We start from the raw sequence: 15,522 nt of genomic DNA on the forward strand, positions 1-15,522 counted from the left end.
TGGACGATGATCTTTAAACTCTCAAACCCCGGCAGATGCCGGGGTTTTCTTTTTGTCTTGACTGGGATGAGTAGAATGAAAGCATTTCTTCCACTGATTGTTTAGGCAGTGTGCTGGGCCTCTCCCAAGATACAAATCACCCACTCCCCACCTTGCAAATCATTTACCGAGCTCTTGTGCAAATCTGACCTTGCTCTTAAAAAGGAAAACCATATCTTCATTCCACAAAAGTTGATATGCACCTACTTACCCTTATTTCAGAAAGGATTGATGCGCTGAATGAATATACCGGGCGCCTTATCTCCTGGCTTGCCGGCATTATGGTCGTTGTCTTTTGCTTCGATGTAGCAATGAGGTATATTTTTAATGTCAGCTTTGCCTCCGTGTTTGAGCTGGAATGGCATTTTTTCGCAGCCATCTTTTTAATTGGCGCAGGTTACACGTTGAAGCATGATAAACATGTGAGGGTCGATGTGTTTTATGGGGAAATGCCGCCTAAGAAACAGGCCTACGTCAACTTACTCGGAGTATTGCTCTTTCTTCTGCCAATATGTGTAGTGATCATCAAGACCTCCCTGCTTTTTGTTTACAATTCCTGGATCATCAGAGAAAATTCTCCTGACCCGGGGGGCCTTCCTGCCCGCTACATCATCAAAGCTTTTATCCCAATCGGATTCTCCCTGTTATTCCTCCAGGGAATTTCGCTGGCCCTCAAATCACTCGCAACCATTTTGAACCCTGTAAACATCACGGAGCATGAATGAGGTTTGGGCACTAGTGCTTTTTGGTCTGATATTTATTTTCATTCTCTGGGGCTTTCCTGTTGCCTTCACGCTAGGAGGCCTCTCAGTGATTTTCGGTCTTATATTCTTTGATGCCGACTTCTTTTACCTGGTTGCCCTTCGTATTTATGGCACCATGAACAACTTTGTTCTGATAGCTGTGCCCCTATTCGTTTTTATGGGAATTATGCTGGAGAAGTCCGGCCTGGCCGAGAGCCTCCTTGAGACTATGGCACTTATTTTTGGGAAGTTCAAAGGAGGACTGGCGGTAGCGGTTGTCCTGGTAGGGGCCATGCTGGCAGCGTCCACCGGGATTGTTGGGGCCACAGTTATTACGATGGGGCTAATTAGCTTACCAACTATGCTCAAGCGGGGATTTAGCCCCGAGCTGGCCACTGGCACCATTGCGTCAGCTGGCACCTTAGGACAAATCATCCCGCCATCAGTGGTTTTGGTGTTGCTGGGCAGCGTGCTCAACGTATCGGTTGGAGACCTCTTCACTGCCGCAGTTGTACCCGGAGTGGCACTGGTTTTTTGCTACCTGGCTTTTATTGTAGGATATGCCATTGTGAAACCGAACAAAGCACCTGGCATGCCCGAAGAAGAGATCAGGGCTTTCAGGGAAAAGGGAATAACCGGACAGGTTGTAAAAGCTTTCGTGCTTCCTCTCCTGCTTATTGTAGCTGTGCTGGGTTCTATTTTTGCAGGCATAGCCTCGCCAACTGAGGCGGCAGGGGTTGGTGCCCTTGGAGCAACCTTGCTCACAATTATGTCTGGCAAGTTCAACCTTGACGTGTTAAAGGGGGTGATGAGGGAAACGACACACCTCACCACAATGGTGTTTACAATTCTCATTGGGGCAACAGCTTTCTCTTTGGTTTTCAGAGCATTGGGAGGAGATCGCTTCCTTATTCAACTCATCGAGAATTCCGACTTGTCGGTGAATGCATTCCTGTTTGTAGTGATGCTTGCTGTATTTGTCGCTGGCTTCTTCATCGACTTTATTGAGATCATCTTCATCATAGTGCCGGTGGTGGCACCAATATTTGCTAAGCTGGGCGTTGACCTCGTATGGGTGGGGATATTGTTGGCGCTCAATCTGCAAACTTCTTTCCTCACACCACCTTTTGGTTTCTCACTGTTCTACCTGAAAGGGGTGGCGCCAAAACACATCACCACTCGGCAATTATATAGAGGAATTGTTCCTTTTGTATTGATACAGCTGGCATTTCTTCTGCTTGTAATTCTGTTTCCAGAGATTATCTCCTTTCTACCGAATCTGCTCAAAAAATAGTCAACAAAAAGTCTACTGGCCTAGCACATCATTATAAAAAGCCCGTTCGCTAATGTCGGACCAGGGCTTGACCTGATCTCGAAACGCAGTAAAGCTGTCGTATACTTTTTTTATGACGGGATCGCCTTGAGCCATATCGCCAAGCATCACATCACTTATTTTCTTTAGTTCCCTCAAAATCACATCAGGAAGTTTCCTGATATCCGTTTCCTCTTCCTCCCGGAGCTTTTTAAGGTACAGACTATTCTTTGCGTCAAATTCAGCAAGCATCCATTCATTTAGCTTCGATGCTCCCGCCCGCACTATCTCTTTCAGGTCTGTTGGAAGCGCTTCAAATTTATCTTTGTTCACCATTTGCTCCAGCACAGAGCCTGGCTCATGCCAGCCAGGGTAATAGTAGTGCTTAGCCACCCGTTGAAATCCCATGAGGTAGTCATGATAGGGGCCAATCCATTCGGCAGCATCGATCACTCCCCTTTCCAGGTTGGTGTAAATTTCGCCCCCCGCCTGAAGCACCGACGTGCCACCAGCCTCCGACAACACCTTTCCACCCAACCCGGGAATCCTCATTTTCAGCCCTTTCAGGTCATCCATGGTATTAAGCTCCCGGTTGAACCAGCCCGCCATTTGCACGCCGGTATTCCCCGCAATCATGGGCACCAGCCTAAATGGGTCGTAAAGTTCCTCCCACAACGCAATAGATCCGCTGCTTATGATCCATGCATTCATCTGCTGGGCGTTCATACCAAAAGGAACCGCTGCGAAAAACTGCGCAGCCGGTACCTTGCCCGCCCAGTAATAGGAAGCACCATGGCCTATCTCAACAGCGCCGCTGCTTACGGCATCAAACACCTCCAACGCCGGAACCAGCTCCCCTCCACCATACACTTTTATTTTAAGGCGCCCACCACTCATGGTTTCCACCCATTTCGACATCATCACGCAACCCTCACCTACCACCGGGAAGTTTGGCGGCCAGGTAGTGACCATTTTCCACTCAAACAACTTGTTGAAATTGATATATGGCGTTTCGATTTGCTTCTTTTCCTCACCGCAGGCAGAAAGCAATCCCACAGTTCCGCCAGCCAAACCCAGTCCCCCTTTTGCTAAAAACTTCCGCCTGTTAATTTCCATTCCTTTGGGATTTGGACAACTCCTCCAATTTTTCCGTGAGTGCATCTAGTTTTTTTTCTACTTGCATCAGCTTGTCATGCACCCGATTGACGTTCACCTGAATGTCTTCATCCTCAATAAAATAGTCGGTAATCGTTGCAATCATGGTTGCACCAATAATCATCCCGGCAAAAATCAACACAACAGAAAGTACCTTTCCTTCAGGAGTCACGGGTGGAATATCCTGCAGAAATCCAACTGTCATAGTGGTAATTGTTGTCCACCACAACGAGTCCGTGAAAGTGGAAATATGAGGGTTGGCATTTCGTTCCGCATGATAAAAACTGATCGTGAAAAGCAATACCACAACAACATTGAGAATGACCACATTCCGAAAGGTGCTAAAGGAAGTTTTTCTGTTAAAAAACTGAAAAACATACTTCGCTGACCTCAGCACTCTCAAAAGTTTGAAAATCTTAAAAATCCTTGCCGCTCGAAGGAAGCCCACAGTTGGTATGGAAGCAACGAAATCAATCCAGTTATTGGCAACAAACTTCCACTTTTTCTCTGCCTTCCAAAGCCCGTTGAAAAAATCGTACAAGAAAATCATACATATGCCGAAATCGACATAATATGTTATATCGTCCACCAGGGGAGTATACTCTGTGACTGAACTCACGTATAACTCCACCACCACATACAAAGACAGCCAAAGCAAAACTTTTTCAAATTTCGTCGCCTTTGGTGGTTGCTCTAAATTATCCTCTGCTACCGGTTCCATTCAAGATTTCTATTTCGACCTGAAAATAAGAAATAAAGAATGGAATTGGTATTACATTTTGATGAAGCTTGAATACGCCAAATTGTCTGCAAAGACTGTGAACGATCTTGTTTTTCTGTCATTTTGACCTAAAAATAATCCAATTACGCCATGGATCGGTATTTGCCCTACTGCTAGGGAGCAAAGAAAAAGGAAATGAACTTTAATAACTATACCATCAAATCGCAGGAGGCTGTGCAAAAGGCAGCCGAAGTCGCACAAAGTTATGAGCAACAGGCCATAGAGCCGGCGCATATATTCAAAGCAATCATGTCGACAGATGAGAATGTTATGCCTTTTCTTTTGAAGAAATTAGGCATCAACAAACAAAACCTGGATGACAAAATTGAAGAAACGATAAATTCCTATCCAAAAGTCTCAGGGTCACAACCCTATCTCTCTAATGAGTCAGCGGCGGCCCTACAGAAGGCTACCGGCTATCTCAAAGAGTTTGGCGACGAATTTGTGGCCGTTGAGCATATCATTCTTGGGTTGCTGAGCAGCAAGGACAAAATTGCCACAGCCATGAAGTCGGCCGGGTTTGCAGAGAACGAAATGAAGCTGGCCATTAAGGAACTCAGGGGTGGCAACTCTGTAACAGATCAAAACGCTGAGGCAAAGTATAAGTCGCTGGAGAGGTATTCCAAAAACCTCAACGAAATGGCCCGCCAGGGCAAGATCGATCCGGTTATCGGACGAGACGAAGAAATCAGAAGGGTGCTGCAAATCCTTTCCAGAAGGACTAAGAATAATCCAATACTATTGGGTGAGCCAGGTGTGGGTAAAACAGCTATTGTTGAAGGGATGGCCCAAAGAATTGTGGACGGTGACGTGCCGGAAAACCTGAAGGAGAAAGTCCTTATCTCTCTGGATATGGGCTTACTCGTGGCTGGCGCTAAATACAAGGGTGAGTTTGAAGAGCGGCTAAAAGCAGTGATCAAAGAAGTGATCGACAGCGACGGGGAAATTATCCTTTTCATAGACGAGATACATACCCTTGTTGGCGCTGGTGGTGGAGGCGAGGGGGCCATGGACGCCGCCAACCTGCTGAAGCCTGCACTGGCACGTGGAGAGCTCCATGCCATCGGAGCCACTACATTAAAAGAGTATCAAAAGTACATCGAAAAAGACAAGGCACTTGAAAGAAGGTTCCAGGCAGTGGTTGTGGATGAGCCTTCAGTAGTGGATGCCATATCGATCCTTCGGGGAATTAAGGACAAATACGAGCTGCACCACGGGGTTCGGATAAAAGACGACGCTGTGATAGCCGCCGTTGAGCTTTCAAGCAGGTATATCTCTGACAGGTTTCTGCCCGACAAGGCTATTGACCTAATGGATGAGGCAGCATCGAAACTTCGGATTGAAATTGATTCACTTCCTGAGGAACTGGATGAGTTAAACAGGCGCATTATGCAGCTGGAAATCGAAAGAGAGGCCATTCGGCGGGAAAAAGACAGGGAGAAGGAAAAAGAGCTTTCAAGGACGATTGCCGACTTAAGCGAGCAAAGAGATGCATTGAAGGCCAGGTGGCAGCATGAAAAGTCTGTGATTCAAGGCATTCAGCACGAAAAGGAAGCCATCGAAAAATACAAGCTGGAGGCAGAGCAAGCCGAAAGAAGTGGTGACTATGGGCGTGTAGCCGAGATTCGGTATGGAAAAATTGTGGAGAGTGAAGAAAAGCTCAAGAAATTCCAGGAGCAGCTAAAGGAACTTCAGGGAGGAAACTCGCTTTTGAAAGAAGAAGTGGAAGCCGAGGACATTGCTGAAATAGTGGGCAAATGGACAGGCATACCCGTGAGCAAAATGCTTCAAAGCGACCGGGAGAAACTTTTGAAGCTGGAAGAAGAGCTAGGAAAGAGAGTGGCCGGACAAACGGAGGCCATTGAGGCGGTGGCAGACGCTGTCAGGCGAAGCCGGGCTGGCCTACAGGATCCTAAGCGGCCCATAGGCTCGTTTATCTTCATGGGTACAACTGGTGTTGGTAAGACTGAACTGGCAAAGGCGCTGGCCGAATACCTGTTCAACGACGACAACGCCATGGTAAGAATAGACATGAGTGAGTACCAGGAACGCCATGCTGTGAGCAGGCTTATTGGAGCCCCTCCAGGATATGTGGGCTACGATGAGGGCGGTCAACTGACAGAAGCGGTGAGGAGAAAACCTTACTCAGTCATCCTTCTGGACGAAATAGAGAAGGCACACCCCGATGTCTTTAATATCCTGCTGCAAGTGCTTGACGATGGAAGGCTTACCGACAACAAAGGAAGAGTAGCCAATTTTAAGAACACCATCATTATCATGACCACCAATATTGGTTCTGGCATTATTCAGGATGCATTCGACACGATGGACAACTCTAACAGAGAAGCTACTTTGGCGGAAGTGAAAAAGAACGTGTTTGACCTGCTGAAGAAGTCTGTGAGACCCGAGTTCCTCAACAGGATCGACGAGACCATTCTTTTTGAGCCGCTGAATAAGAAGGATATCAGGAAAATTGTCGAAATCCAGTTTAAGCTGATTCAGAAAAGACTGGAAGAAAACGGTATAAAACTCGAAGCTTCGACAGACGTACTGGATTACCTTGGAGAAATGGGCTTTGATTCCCAGTTTGGTGCCAGGCCTTTAAAGAGAGTGATGCAAAGAATGATTCTCAATGAGCTGTCGAAGCAGATTCTGGCAGGCAAGGTACAAAAGGACTCAGTCATTGGAGTGTCGCTCAACGACAACCGGGAGATTGAGTTTATTAATTTAGACGCATTGTCGTTTAAATAATGTCAATGGCCTAATAATAAAATTATAAGGCCATTTCTGTCGTCCTGGTCTTGGGTTTGATAAGTTAATTCTTACAGTTTTAAATATGTTGGAGAGTTAACCGTCAAAAGCCTCGACAGCTTCACTAGTTCGCTTTTAAAAAAAATAGTCACTACCACGTACAGACGAAAGGCTATCCTACGAGTTTTGTTGATTTTCAGAACGTACGTCCAAATTTGCTTTGAATTCCTGGCGCACCTCGTCATTTGGCATCGATGCCATCTTACAAGTTTTCAAAAAGTCAATCGCTAGAGGTGCCAGCAATAGGTTAGGTTCAGCTATGGGTAACCTTAATCACCTAGTTGTGTTTTTAAAATTCCATCCAAATCGCCGGTAAGTTATGAAAACAAACATCGTAACTGAACACTTCTCCATTTCTATTAATATCACCTACGAGATAATCTATTACATGTGGAAGGTTTTATGCAAAACACATTCAGGCCAAAATCAAGGATTTTCTAACTCCATTTAACGGCACTCTGCTTTGAGCCCATTCGATTGGATCAGATACAAAACCATCGAAGGAGCTGCAAATTTCCATACTATGCAAGATTATGACATCGACCTTCTAAAGTATGTCAACATTACTGATAGAAAAACAGCAGATAATATGGGGCACTTTACGCCTCTCTTTTGGCTGGATATACGATCATAGCCTACAAGTGATACAAAGATTTTTCTTTCCTAATGTTTAGGGCGAGGACAAGGCCTCCTTCGTGACATGTTTTAAGAGGAAACCTTAATTCAAATCCTTAAGAACCCTTTAGCAGACACCCAGCATCACCAAAAAACAAACCCAACCCCCTAGTGTCAAAGAATCATAAAACTCTCCCTAGCCCTTAGTCAGGGTCGAATTGAGGACTACAAAAAAAATACACCATTGAGGCGATCAGCAAGTACACATCTTTGGCTGGAATTATCATAACTCAAATGATGAAATTGCCGAAAGCATTTGTCAAACAAGGCGGCAGCTTCCCAAGCTAGTGACCTATATTCGCTTCAGCTTGTCTGTCAAGTTTGATCTGTATCTATGACTGAATGTACATTCTAACGCACCCCAATACAATCCTCAAATTAATAATCACTGCATTTTCTTCCCAAAAAAAGCCTGAAACTAACAATACAAACATGCACAATAGCTGCATAAAATTCCCCATCTCCAATACATAATCATTTTACATAAAAAAATGGTTCATACTTTTAAATATTAAATATTATTTATAAATAGCTTTAAATGGCATAAAAAATAATTTAAGAGTATTCGACGAACAGTATAGTTCAATCAAGAAGCAACTTATAAATAAATATATAATTTAAGTTTAACGTATATATATGAAAAATATCATTCCAGTTAGAGCCCGCAACAGTTTTTTCATCTGCATTCTGTTAGGTAATTGGCTAACATCTTGCTCTTTTGAAGAGCAAGATGTTAGCCCATATACAGCAACACAGCCATCGTCGAAGATTCAAAGTTTCAGTTCCTTTGAAGATGTAAGGCTACTCTCGAACACATACAGTTCAAAAAGCCTAGAAGAGATCATCGCTGAAGAGGATGCAAACGGATTTGCATCGTTTGGAAGACTAAGTGATGAAATCTACATGCAAGCAGTATCACAGAATTTTTCTTCTGTCGACGAGCTTTACGACTTCGTCAATAACAACGCCACTTTCGTTGAAATAGTAGTCGAAGAGGATGGGGAAAAATCATTCCGAAGAAAACTCCAGAATGATCCCTATCGCTATTTAATCAACCAGGACAGAATATTTATTATTAAAGACGACGCCTTCAAAATATTCGCTAGCAAAATGATCAGTCTTCCAGTTGCGCAACTTAAAAAGTTGCAACAAATGAATGAGCTAGATGTAATCAATGGGGCAATTGGTGACGCCCAGGTTGGAGCAAGCGGAAGAACTACAGATCTAGCCTATGATATTGGCAGCAACATCGTTAAGATAACCGCCAACAGCAACGAGAGGGTAGTCTTGGAGTTGAACACCCAAGTTAATTCATATAACATTTATGCGTACACTCAACCCAAATGCTATGACGTAGGAGCAACAGTATCAATTAAAGGGCAAAGAAAGTTTCTGGGTATTTGGTACGACGACAAAAGGACACTAAGCGGGGATGTAAAACTTGCGCTCGACTACCTATTTCCATCGTCCTCACTTTATTTGGAGCCGCTTTGGCTAAGGAGTCAGCTAAGGTTTACGATCATTGGATACGGCCCGTCTCGGGAATGGACCCAAACCCAGTGGGCAGTAGTACAATATAATAATCCAATAACAAATGCCGGCCCATCTATTCATTTCGGAGCAAGTGATTCTTGGGCAAAAACAGCAGCCTCACCTACATTATACTTTCAGATAAATACTTCCTTAATAAGCATTTAACAAGACAATTGCCAACCGCTAACGACATGTATATAGGCGTCAATAACATGAACTAAACCACTAAACAAATTCCAATGAAGTCAAAGCATTTAACCAGAAGAAAACAACAAATCGCACTTCTTGCTTTTTCAGTTTTCATGCATGCCTGCGCTCCACAAGAAGAGGAGATCAATCCAAATAGCAAAACAGGAAAGTCTATCGATATCCTAACATTCGCAGACTACCAAGAATTTGTTACTCAAAGTAATGAATACTTGTCTAAGACTCCAGAAGAGATCGCATCAATAGAAATGCAAAAAGGCTTTATTTCATTTGGCAGAATGGCTGACGAAGTGTACGAAAGAGCCGTCACTCGCAGCTTCAATTCAATCGAAGAAATAGAGCTTTTTGCCAAAGAAAATAGTGACTTCGTGGAAATCCTCTCTGATGAAGCTGGTGAAAAGTCGCTTGAAAGAAGGCTTTCCGACAAAAGGTATAGATATTTCATTAATACCGAAAAGCTCTTCCAAATAGGGGAAACGGTTTACAAGGTGTTCCCAAACAAGGTAGTCAACGCTCATATTTCCGACATCAAAAAATTAAAAAGTATCTCAGAGTCTGACTTAGAAGCGACCAATCTTAAGGGAATTTCGATAAGTACAGAGTTACGCCAGAAAACATCATCGGTTTCACCTTTGTACTGCTCTAATGTAACCACTTTTGTCGAGGACTCTAATGCCAGTGGATCAGAAAGGGTCAAATTAAAGCTTTATGTACAATCCTCCTCATACTCTAACAACATGTTCCCCCAACCCATATTCTATAATATTGGAAGCTATTTGGAGGCTAAGGGACAAAAGAAGACTTTGGGTATTTGGTTTGATGCCCAACGAACCATAACTGCAAGATACAATGCAATGGTTGACTATAATTTTGGATCCGGGTGGGACAGAGCATGCTTTGATCAGACTTTCCAGACTAATGGGCCTCAATGGTCGCTGGCAGCATCATGGTTTGTTATCAGCAACGTGAATACTCCAAATCCTCCGCAGTTTCATTTCAGTGGCTATAATTCATGGGCGGACACGCCCGCACCTTCTCCAGCGACTGTAACATGCAACCTGTACTCATTTTGCGGCTTTTGATACAAAAAGTGCGATACCATTCTTGAGCAATAGTCTCTTTCTTGATTAGCGATTGAAGACATCTTTAGCAAACCTAAAGCTCCAAGCTAGAATGAGTTGAGTCATTTTTGCAGGCCAATGACTCTGGGGCTGTAGAGACAAATCGTAAAGGGAAGTCAGTTAAGAGCTGCTTCCCTTTTTATATAATTCTTGTAGCTGGATCAAAAGACCTTGAAGATCTATACAAAGGTACCCAGCTCACTTTGACCTAAACGATCAACATCAGCTTACATCTTTCTCATGTAAGAAAATAAAAAAAGGAGCACATTTCTGCACTCCTTCTTTCCGTGATGGTTTACACCTTTACTTCTTTTTCTTCTCAAAGTCTAAAACAACTGGAGTTGCAATAAACAACGAAGAGTATGTTCCAATCAAAATACCAATCAATAGGGTAAAAGAGAACCCTTTGAGGACTGCTCCACCAAACAAGAAAAGAATCAACACCACAAACAGTGTGGTAGCAGAAGTGATAGTGGTTCTGCTTATTGTTTCGTTTAATGCCAGGTTAAACACTGTCTTGTTATCGCTTGAGGGTCTCAGTTGCATATTCTCCCTCACCCTGTCAAACACCACCACGGTATCGTTAATTGAATAACCGATCAGCGTCAACATGGCTGCTATAAACACCTGATCAACCTCGAAAGAAAGGCCGAACAAGTTCGCAATTGCCAAAGCTGCCAACACGAAGAGTACGTCGTGGAACAGGGCCACCAGGGCACCCAGGCCAAATTGCCATTTTCTGAATCGTATCAGTATATAAAGGAAGATTGTGATGAGCGCAAAAACCACAGACTCCGTAGACGAAGCCTTTATGTCATCTGCAATAGTTGCACCTACTTTCGAAGAGCTCGAAATTGTAAAGTGTGTATCGTCCACTTTACTGTCGTCCTCGGTGTATTGCAAACCAGTTATATTGCTCACACCGCTGATCAAAGCTTCTCTCACTTGCGAGTCGGCCTCATCCGATTCGTTGTTGATCAAAAAGCTTGTAGTAATTTTCAACACGTTGTCACCACCATACCACTTCACTTCTGTGCTCTGCCCATCAAAGGAGTCTGACAGCTTCACTTTCATTTCTGATGGCGTTTGCGGAGAAGCAAACGACACAATGTAAGAGCGCCCACCTGTGAAGTCAACACCCATGCTTAAACCTCCTTTGATGATGAAAGCGACTATGCCAATAGCGATGAACGTACCTGAAAAAATATAGGCCAACCGCCTTTTTCCTATGAAATCTATTTTTGTATCCTGTAAGAAGTTCTTCGAAAGGGCTGAATCAAAGCTAATCTTACTCTCATCGCCTTTCTTAGACCACCACTCCACAATTACTCTTGTGATGAATACAGCTGAGAAGAATGAACAAACGATACCAATCATCAGTGTGATGGCAAAGCCTTTCACAGGCCCCTGGCCCAGCGTGTAAAGGATAAGGCCTGTCAGGAAAGTGGTAGCGTTGGAGTCAATGATAGAGCTGTAAGCCTTTTCATAACCTCCAGAGATTGCCTGCTTGATTGAGGCGCCACCTCTTAGCTCCTCACGAATCCTTTCGAAGATCAACACGTTGGCGTCAATCGCCATACCAATGGTAAGCACTATACCCGCAATACCCGGCAGGGTGAGCGAGGCACTGAGCTGGGCCAAAATCCCAAGTATGAAGAATACGTTGAAGGCAAGTGCCAGGTTGGCAATGAAGCCACCCTTGGCATAATACGCCACCATAAAGATGATTACTATGGCCAAACCAGCCACAATTGATATGATTCCCTGCTTCTGAGCCTCTTTACCAAGAGTCGGCCCAATTACCACGTCTTCTACGATAGTCGTTGGTGCCGGAAGCGTACCGGCCTTCAGTACATTCGCCAAATCCTTGGCTTCCTCCAGCGTAAACGTGCCGGTAATTGAAGAGCTGCCGTTTGGTATTTCACCCTGCACCATTGGTGCTGAATAAACGTAATTGTCAAGCACAATGGCAATGCGGCGATTGATGTTTTCGCTTGTAAGCTTTCTCCAGGCTTTAGCTCCCGTAGCATTCATTTGCATGCTTACTGCCGGGCGGGCGCTTTGGTCCAGATCCTGACGGGCGTCTGTGATTACTTCGCCAGTAAGCGGGGCTCTGCCGCCTCTGCTTGTTTTAACTGCGTAAAGCTCCAGGAGTTCCTCGGTTGAAAATTCGTCGATTTTCGTAGGTTTTACTGCCCAAAGAAATTTCATCGTCGAAGGAATCATACCCTGCACATCCTTGCGCTCAAAAATACGGTTGATTTTGGCAGTATCCTTCACATCATACATCAGTCCATAACCACCTTTCATCAAGCTGAAAAGCGGTGACTGCCCGCTCGACAGGGATGATATGTCTGAAGTGTCTGACTCCAACTGTGCAGCCAAATCTGTAGAATCGTCAGCTGTTGAGTCAGAAAGTAAGTCAGCCAGGTCATTTGATGCAGTGGTTGACTCTGCGGCGCTTGAGTCCGGGTAAACAGTTACTTGGGCATTCTTTGCTTCCTCATCGTCAACAACGAGCTGATTGATAGCCGAAAGTGTGTTGAAAATATCATTCACTTCATTTACTTCCCAAAACTCAAGCTGCGCAACACCCTGCAAAAGCTTGCGTACCCTTTCAGGGTTGTCAACTCCGGGTAGTTCTATCTGAATGCGGCCAGTGCCTGGCAGTCTCTGAATATTGGGCTGAGACGTTCCAAACCTGTCGATACGTGTGCGCAGAATCTGAAAAGAACGATCAATTGCATTTTCTACCTCGAAATTGATGATTTCAAGCACCTCTTCGTCTGTAGACTGGAGGCTGATTCGACCTCTGTTAGCTGCATTGGCAAAAATATAGCTCAGCTTTTGGCCGGGAGCATTCCGCTGATAGGCAGCGTAGAACTCGGGAACAAAACTAGCCTGAGACGTCAGGGTTACTTGTCTCGCTTCATTCAGCGATGTGATGAAAGCCGGATCCTTGCTATCACCGCTTAGCCCCTTTACAATCTCAATCGGCGACACCTCAAGGGTTACATGCATCCCGCCCTGAAGGTCAAGGCCAAGGTTCAATTCAGTCTCCTTTATTTCTTTGTATGTGAATTCAATACCCAAAAAATTGTAGACCGGCTCGTTCCAGATCGAATCCAGGTATTGTTGTTTTTTGGTAAAATCTATCGTTCCCGATGCATCGGTAGCATACTGGTCAGCCTTGCGCTGTACTCCTTTTGACACGAATGTGAAGGAGAGGTAGTAGATACACAATAAGGAAACAACTACGGTAAGTAGTATTATTCCACCTTTATTTTTCATGAGTGTTATGTTTATTTTTCAGTAGTTTCTTTAATAGCTCATCAACATGCTGCACAAAATTCTTCTGCGATTTTGCGACATAGCCCTTAAGGTCATATCGTGGGCAGTACGTTTAATGAGGTCATAGGCAGGCCAGAATTGGCCTTGCAGGAAAAGTGCTCCTCTAAGGAGCGTTGGCAGCGATAATATCTGTGAAGAGTACCCTAAAATACTCCCAACCGGCTTTATACACCTGCTGCGGAATCTCCGCCTTGAATTCAGGTAAATCAATGTCGAACGACTCCCAAACAATGGGACTATAGGTCACATGCAGTTGGATTCCCTGCGAAACAGCCTGGATCTTGTATACCGTCTTTTGCGAATCGGTACTATTGTCGGCCTTACGGGGAGCCTCAAACTGCAAATTGTCGTTGTCTCCCTGGGTTTGAGCAACTTCACTTTTGTCGACATCAGTATCAATAGAAGTTAAGCTGAACTGAAAAACAGACGTGCATGCCACTACGACAGCAGCCAGTAGACCCACTGCCAGCGTGATGCTTTTCTTCTTGCTTAATATTTTCAACTGAGTTTTCATAAAGAACCGCAAAAGTAAGGCTTTCCGCCAAACTTCCCAGTAAAGTTGTCGATTTATGCCTTTCTGTCGGCCAATTCCATTTTCAGATAAGCAACCACCACCTGAAGGGCTTTCTTAAAATGATGGTTGTTGGGTATGATGATATCGGCCTCATGCTTAAGGGGCTCTATGTACTTTTCGAACGTGGGCGCAACATGTTTCTCATAGCGGTAGAGCACGTCATCCAAATCATATCCCCTTTCCACGGCATCCCTTGTTATCCGGCGCTTGAGCATGAGATAGTTCTTGGCTTCGATAAAAAGCTTGAGGTCGAAAAGGCTGGAGAGTTCTTTATCGTAGAACACAAAAATACCCTCTGCAATAATTATTGGAGAGGGCTTAAAGACCAGGTTCTTTGGAGTGACGTTCGGGTTGTTAAAGGTATACTCTTGCCTGTGTACCGTATTGCCTCTTTTGAGCTCCTCCAGGTCATGCCGAAATTCGTCGAAATCTATCGAAAGAGGGGTGTCGAAATTTTTGACGCCGTTTTCATCAACTGGTTGCGTGTCTCTTGATTTATAGTAATTGTCCTGAGAAACGAGGCAGATCTCATCTTCCTGAAAAATCTCCATGAGGCTACTCAGAAACAAAGTCTTTCCAGAGGCGCTGCCTCCAGTCATTCCTACAACGAGCGGCTCTTTCATTTTAGGCTAGCGGACATTTGCTGAAACTTCAAAAAGGCAGCAAACTTTGCCAGGGCTCTGCCCCTGTGACTTATCGCATTTTTTTCCTTGCTCCCCATTTCAGCAAAAGTAAGTGTTTTACCCTCAGGTAAAAAAACAGGGTCATACCCAAAGCCTCCCGCACCTGTGATCTTTGTAGCTATTTCTCCAAACACCTTTCCTTCGAACTGATAAATGCTGCCTGCATCAATAAAGGTCATTACTGTTTTGAAATGCGCATTTCTTTTCGGATTTCCATCGAGTTTGTTTAGCAGCAGGGCAATATTGTCATCCCCGCTTCGGTGGTCACCGGCATACCTTGCAGAAATAACGCCCGGCTCGCCGTTGAGAGAGTCGACCAGTAGTCCCGTATCATCTGCCAGGCAATTGATTTTGTAATGATCCCAAATGTATTGGGCCTTCTGTAGCGAGTTCCCTTCAATAGTTGGCTGCGTTTCCGGGATGTCGTCGGTGCAGCCGATATCAGAAAGGGAGAGCAATTGATAGCTCTCCCCTAGTATTTCTTTTATCTCCTTTAGCTTGTGTGCATTATTAGATGCAATACAAATCTCGATCATT

At 44.5% G+C, this 15,522-nt stretch carries 11 protein-coding genes; 5 read left to right on the forward strand and 6 right to left on the reverse strand.

The window, feature by feature from the left end; translation table 11 throughout:
- Window positions 1–236: 236 nt before the first annotated feature.
- Both ACMVP2_RS08690 and ACMVP2_RS08695 read left to right on the forward strand, forming a co-directional pair.
- Window positions 237–764, forward strand: a complete 528-nt coding sequence (locus ACMVP2_RS08690) for a TRAP transporter small permease subunit (protein ID WP_416867420.1) — start codon at window positions 237–239, stop codon at window positions 762–764.
- Window positions 757–2,076 (forward strand): TRAP transporter large permease, encoded by a 1,320-nt coding sequence (locus tag ACMVP2_RS08695; protein ID WP_416867421.1) that lies wholly within the window; start codon window positions 757–759, stop codon window positions 2,074–2,076. The genes ACMVP2_RS08690 and ACMVP2_RS08695 overlap by 8 nt, the downstream gene beginning before the upstream one ends.
- 12 nt (window positions 2,077–2,088) lie before the next feature.
- Here ACMVP2_RS08695 and ACMVP2_RS08700 read toward each other — a convergent pair whose 3' ends face one another.
- Both ACMVP2_RS08700 and ACMVP2_RS08705 read right to left on the reverse strand, forming a co-directional pair.
- Entirely contained in the window at window positions 2,089–3,210 is a 1,122-nt protein-coding gene (locus tag ACMVP2_RS08700; protein ID WP_416867422.1) for a TRAP transporter substrate-binding protein, read from the reverse strand.
- The gene (locus ACMVP2_RS08705) at window positions 3,200–3,970 is read right to left on the reverse strand and encodes a potassium channel family protein (RefSeq protein ID WP_339791235.1); all 771 of its coding nucleotides are present in this window, start codon (window positions 3,968–3,970) and stop codon (window positions 3,200–3,202) included. The genes ACMVP2_RS08700 and ACMVP2_RS08705 overlap by 11 nt, the downstream gene beginning before the upstream one ends.
- A 195-nt stretch (window positions 3,971–4,165) precedes the next feature.
- Between ACMVP2_RS08705 and clpB the strand changes: the two genes are divergently transcribed.
- The 3 genes from clpB to ACMVP2_RS08720 all read left to right on the forward strand — a co-directional run bounded on the left by clpB (window position 4,166) and on the right by ACMVP2_RS08720 (window position 10,338).
- Entirely contained in the window at window positions 4,166–6,781 is a 2,616-nt protein-coding gene (gene clpB / locus ACMVP2_RS08710) for an ATP-dependent chaperone ClpB (RefSeq protein WP_416867423.1), read from the forward strand.
- A gap of 1,371 nt (window positions 6,782–8,152) precedes the next feature.
- On the forward strand, window positions 8,153–9,214 hold the full coding sequence (locus tag ACMVP2_RS08715) for a hypothetical protein (RefSeq protein WP_416867424.1): 1,062 nt from the start codon (window positions 8,153–8,155) through the stop codon (window positions 9,212–9,214).
- A gap of 74 nt (window positions 9,215–9,288) precedes the next feature.
- Complete coding sequence (locus ACMVP2_RS08720; protein WP_416867425.1) at window positions 9,289–10,338, forward strand: hypothetical protein; 1,050 nt, start codon at window positions 9,289–9,291, stop codon at window positions 10,336–10,338.
- Between the two features lie 342 nt (window positions 10,339–10,680).
- On the opposite strand, the gene secDF is transcribed toward ACMVP2_RS08720, so the two are convergent.
- The 4 genes from secDF to rdgB form a co-directional block, all read right to left on the reverse strand.
- Complete coding sequence (gene secDF, locus ACMVP2_RS08725) at window positions 10,681–13,668, reverse strand: protein translocase subunit SecDF (RefSeq protein ID WP_339791232.1); 2,988 nt, start codon at window positions 13,666–13,668, stop codon at window positions 10,681–10,683.
- Between the two features lie 163 nt (window positions 13,669–13,831).
- A complete protein-coding gene (locus tag ACMVP2_RS08730) occupies window positions 13,832–14,242 on the reverse strand; it encodes a hypothetical protein (RefSeq protein ID WP_416867426.1) in 411 nt (136 codons plus the stop codon).
- Between the two features lie 53 nt (window positions 14,243–14,295).
- On the reverse strand, window positions 14,296–14,925 hold the full coding sequence (gene udk, locus ACMVP2_RS08735) for a uridine kinase (protein ID WP_416867427.1): 630 nt from the start codon (window positions 14,923–14,925) through the stop codon (window positions 14,296–14,298).
- Window positions 14,922–15,521: an RdgB/HAM1 family non-canonical purine NTP pyrophosphatase gene (gene rdgB / locus ACMVP2_RS08740; protein ID WP_416867428.1), complete on the reverse strand. Its 600-nt coding sequence runs from the start codon at window positions 15,519–15,521 to the stop codon at window positions 14,922–14,924. The genes udk and rdgB overlap by 4 nt, the downstream gene beginning before the upstream one ends.
- Between the last annotated feature and the right edge of the window lies 1 nt (window position 15,522).

The sequence above is a fragment of the Imperialibacter sp. genome (genome assembly GCF_048007035.1).
Taxonomy (GTDB): Bacteria; Bacteroidota; Bacteroidia; order Cytophagales; family Cyclobacteriaceae; genus Imperialibacter.

Excerpts from the sequence above, each read along its gene's own strand:
- clpB (WP_416867423.1), top strand. The coding sequence starts at position 4,166 with ATGAACTTTAATAACTATACCATCAAATCGCAGGAGGCTGTGCAAAAG.
- rdgB (WP_416867428.1), bottom strand. The coding sequence starts at position 15,521 with ATGATCGAGATTTGTATTGCATCTAATAATGCACACAAGCTAAAGGAG.
- udk (WP_416867427.1), bottom strand. The coding sequence starts at position 14,925 with ATGAAAGAGCCGCTCGTTGTAGGAATGACTGGAGGCAGCGCCTCTGGA.
- ACMVP2_RS08695 (WP_416867421.1), top strand. The coding sequence starts at position 757 with ATGAATGAGGTTTGGGCACTAGTGCTTTTTGGTCTGATATTTATTTTC.
- ACMVP2_RS08720 (WP_416867425.1), top strand. The coding sequence starts at position 9,289 with ATGAAGTCAAAGCATTTAACCAGAAGAAAACAACAAATCGCACTTCTT.
- ACMVP2_RS08730 (WP_416867426.1), bottom strand. The coding sequence starts at position 14,242 with ATGAAAACTCAGTTGAAAATATTAAGCAAGAAGAAAAGCATCACGCTG.
- ACMVP2_RS08715 (WP_416867424.1), top strand. The coding sequence starts at position 8,153 with ATGAAAAATATCATTCCAGTTAGAGCCCGCAACAGTTTTTTCATCTGC.
- ACMVP2_RS08705 (WP_339791235.1), bottom strand. The coding sequence starts at position 3,970 with ATGGAACCGGTAGCAGAGGATAATTTAGAGCAACCACCAAAGGCGACG.
- ACMVP2_RS08700 (WP_416867422.1), bottom strand. The coding sequence starts at position 3,210 with ATGGAAATTAACAGGCGGAAGTTTTTAGCAAAAGGGGGACTGGGTTTG.
- secDF (WP_339791232.1), bottom strand. The coding sequence starts at position 13,668 with ATGAAAAATAAAGGTGGAATAATACTACTTACCGTAGTTGTTTCCTTA.
- ACMVP2_RS08690 (WP_416867420.1), top strand. The coding sequence starts at position 237 with ATGCACCTACTTACCCTTATTTCAGAAAGGATTGATGCGCTGAATGAA.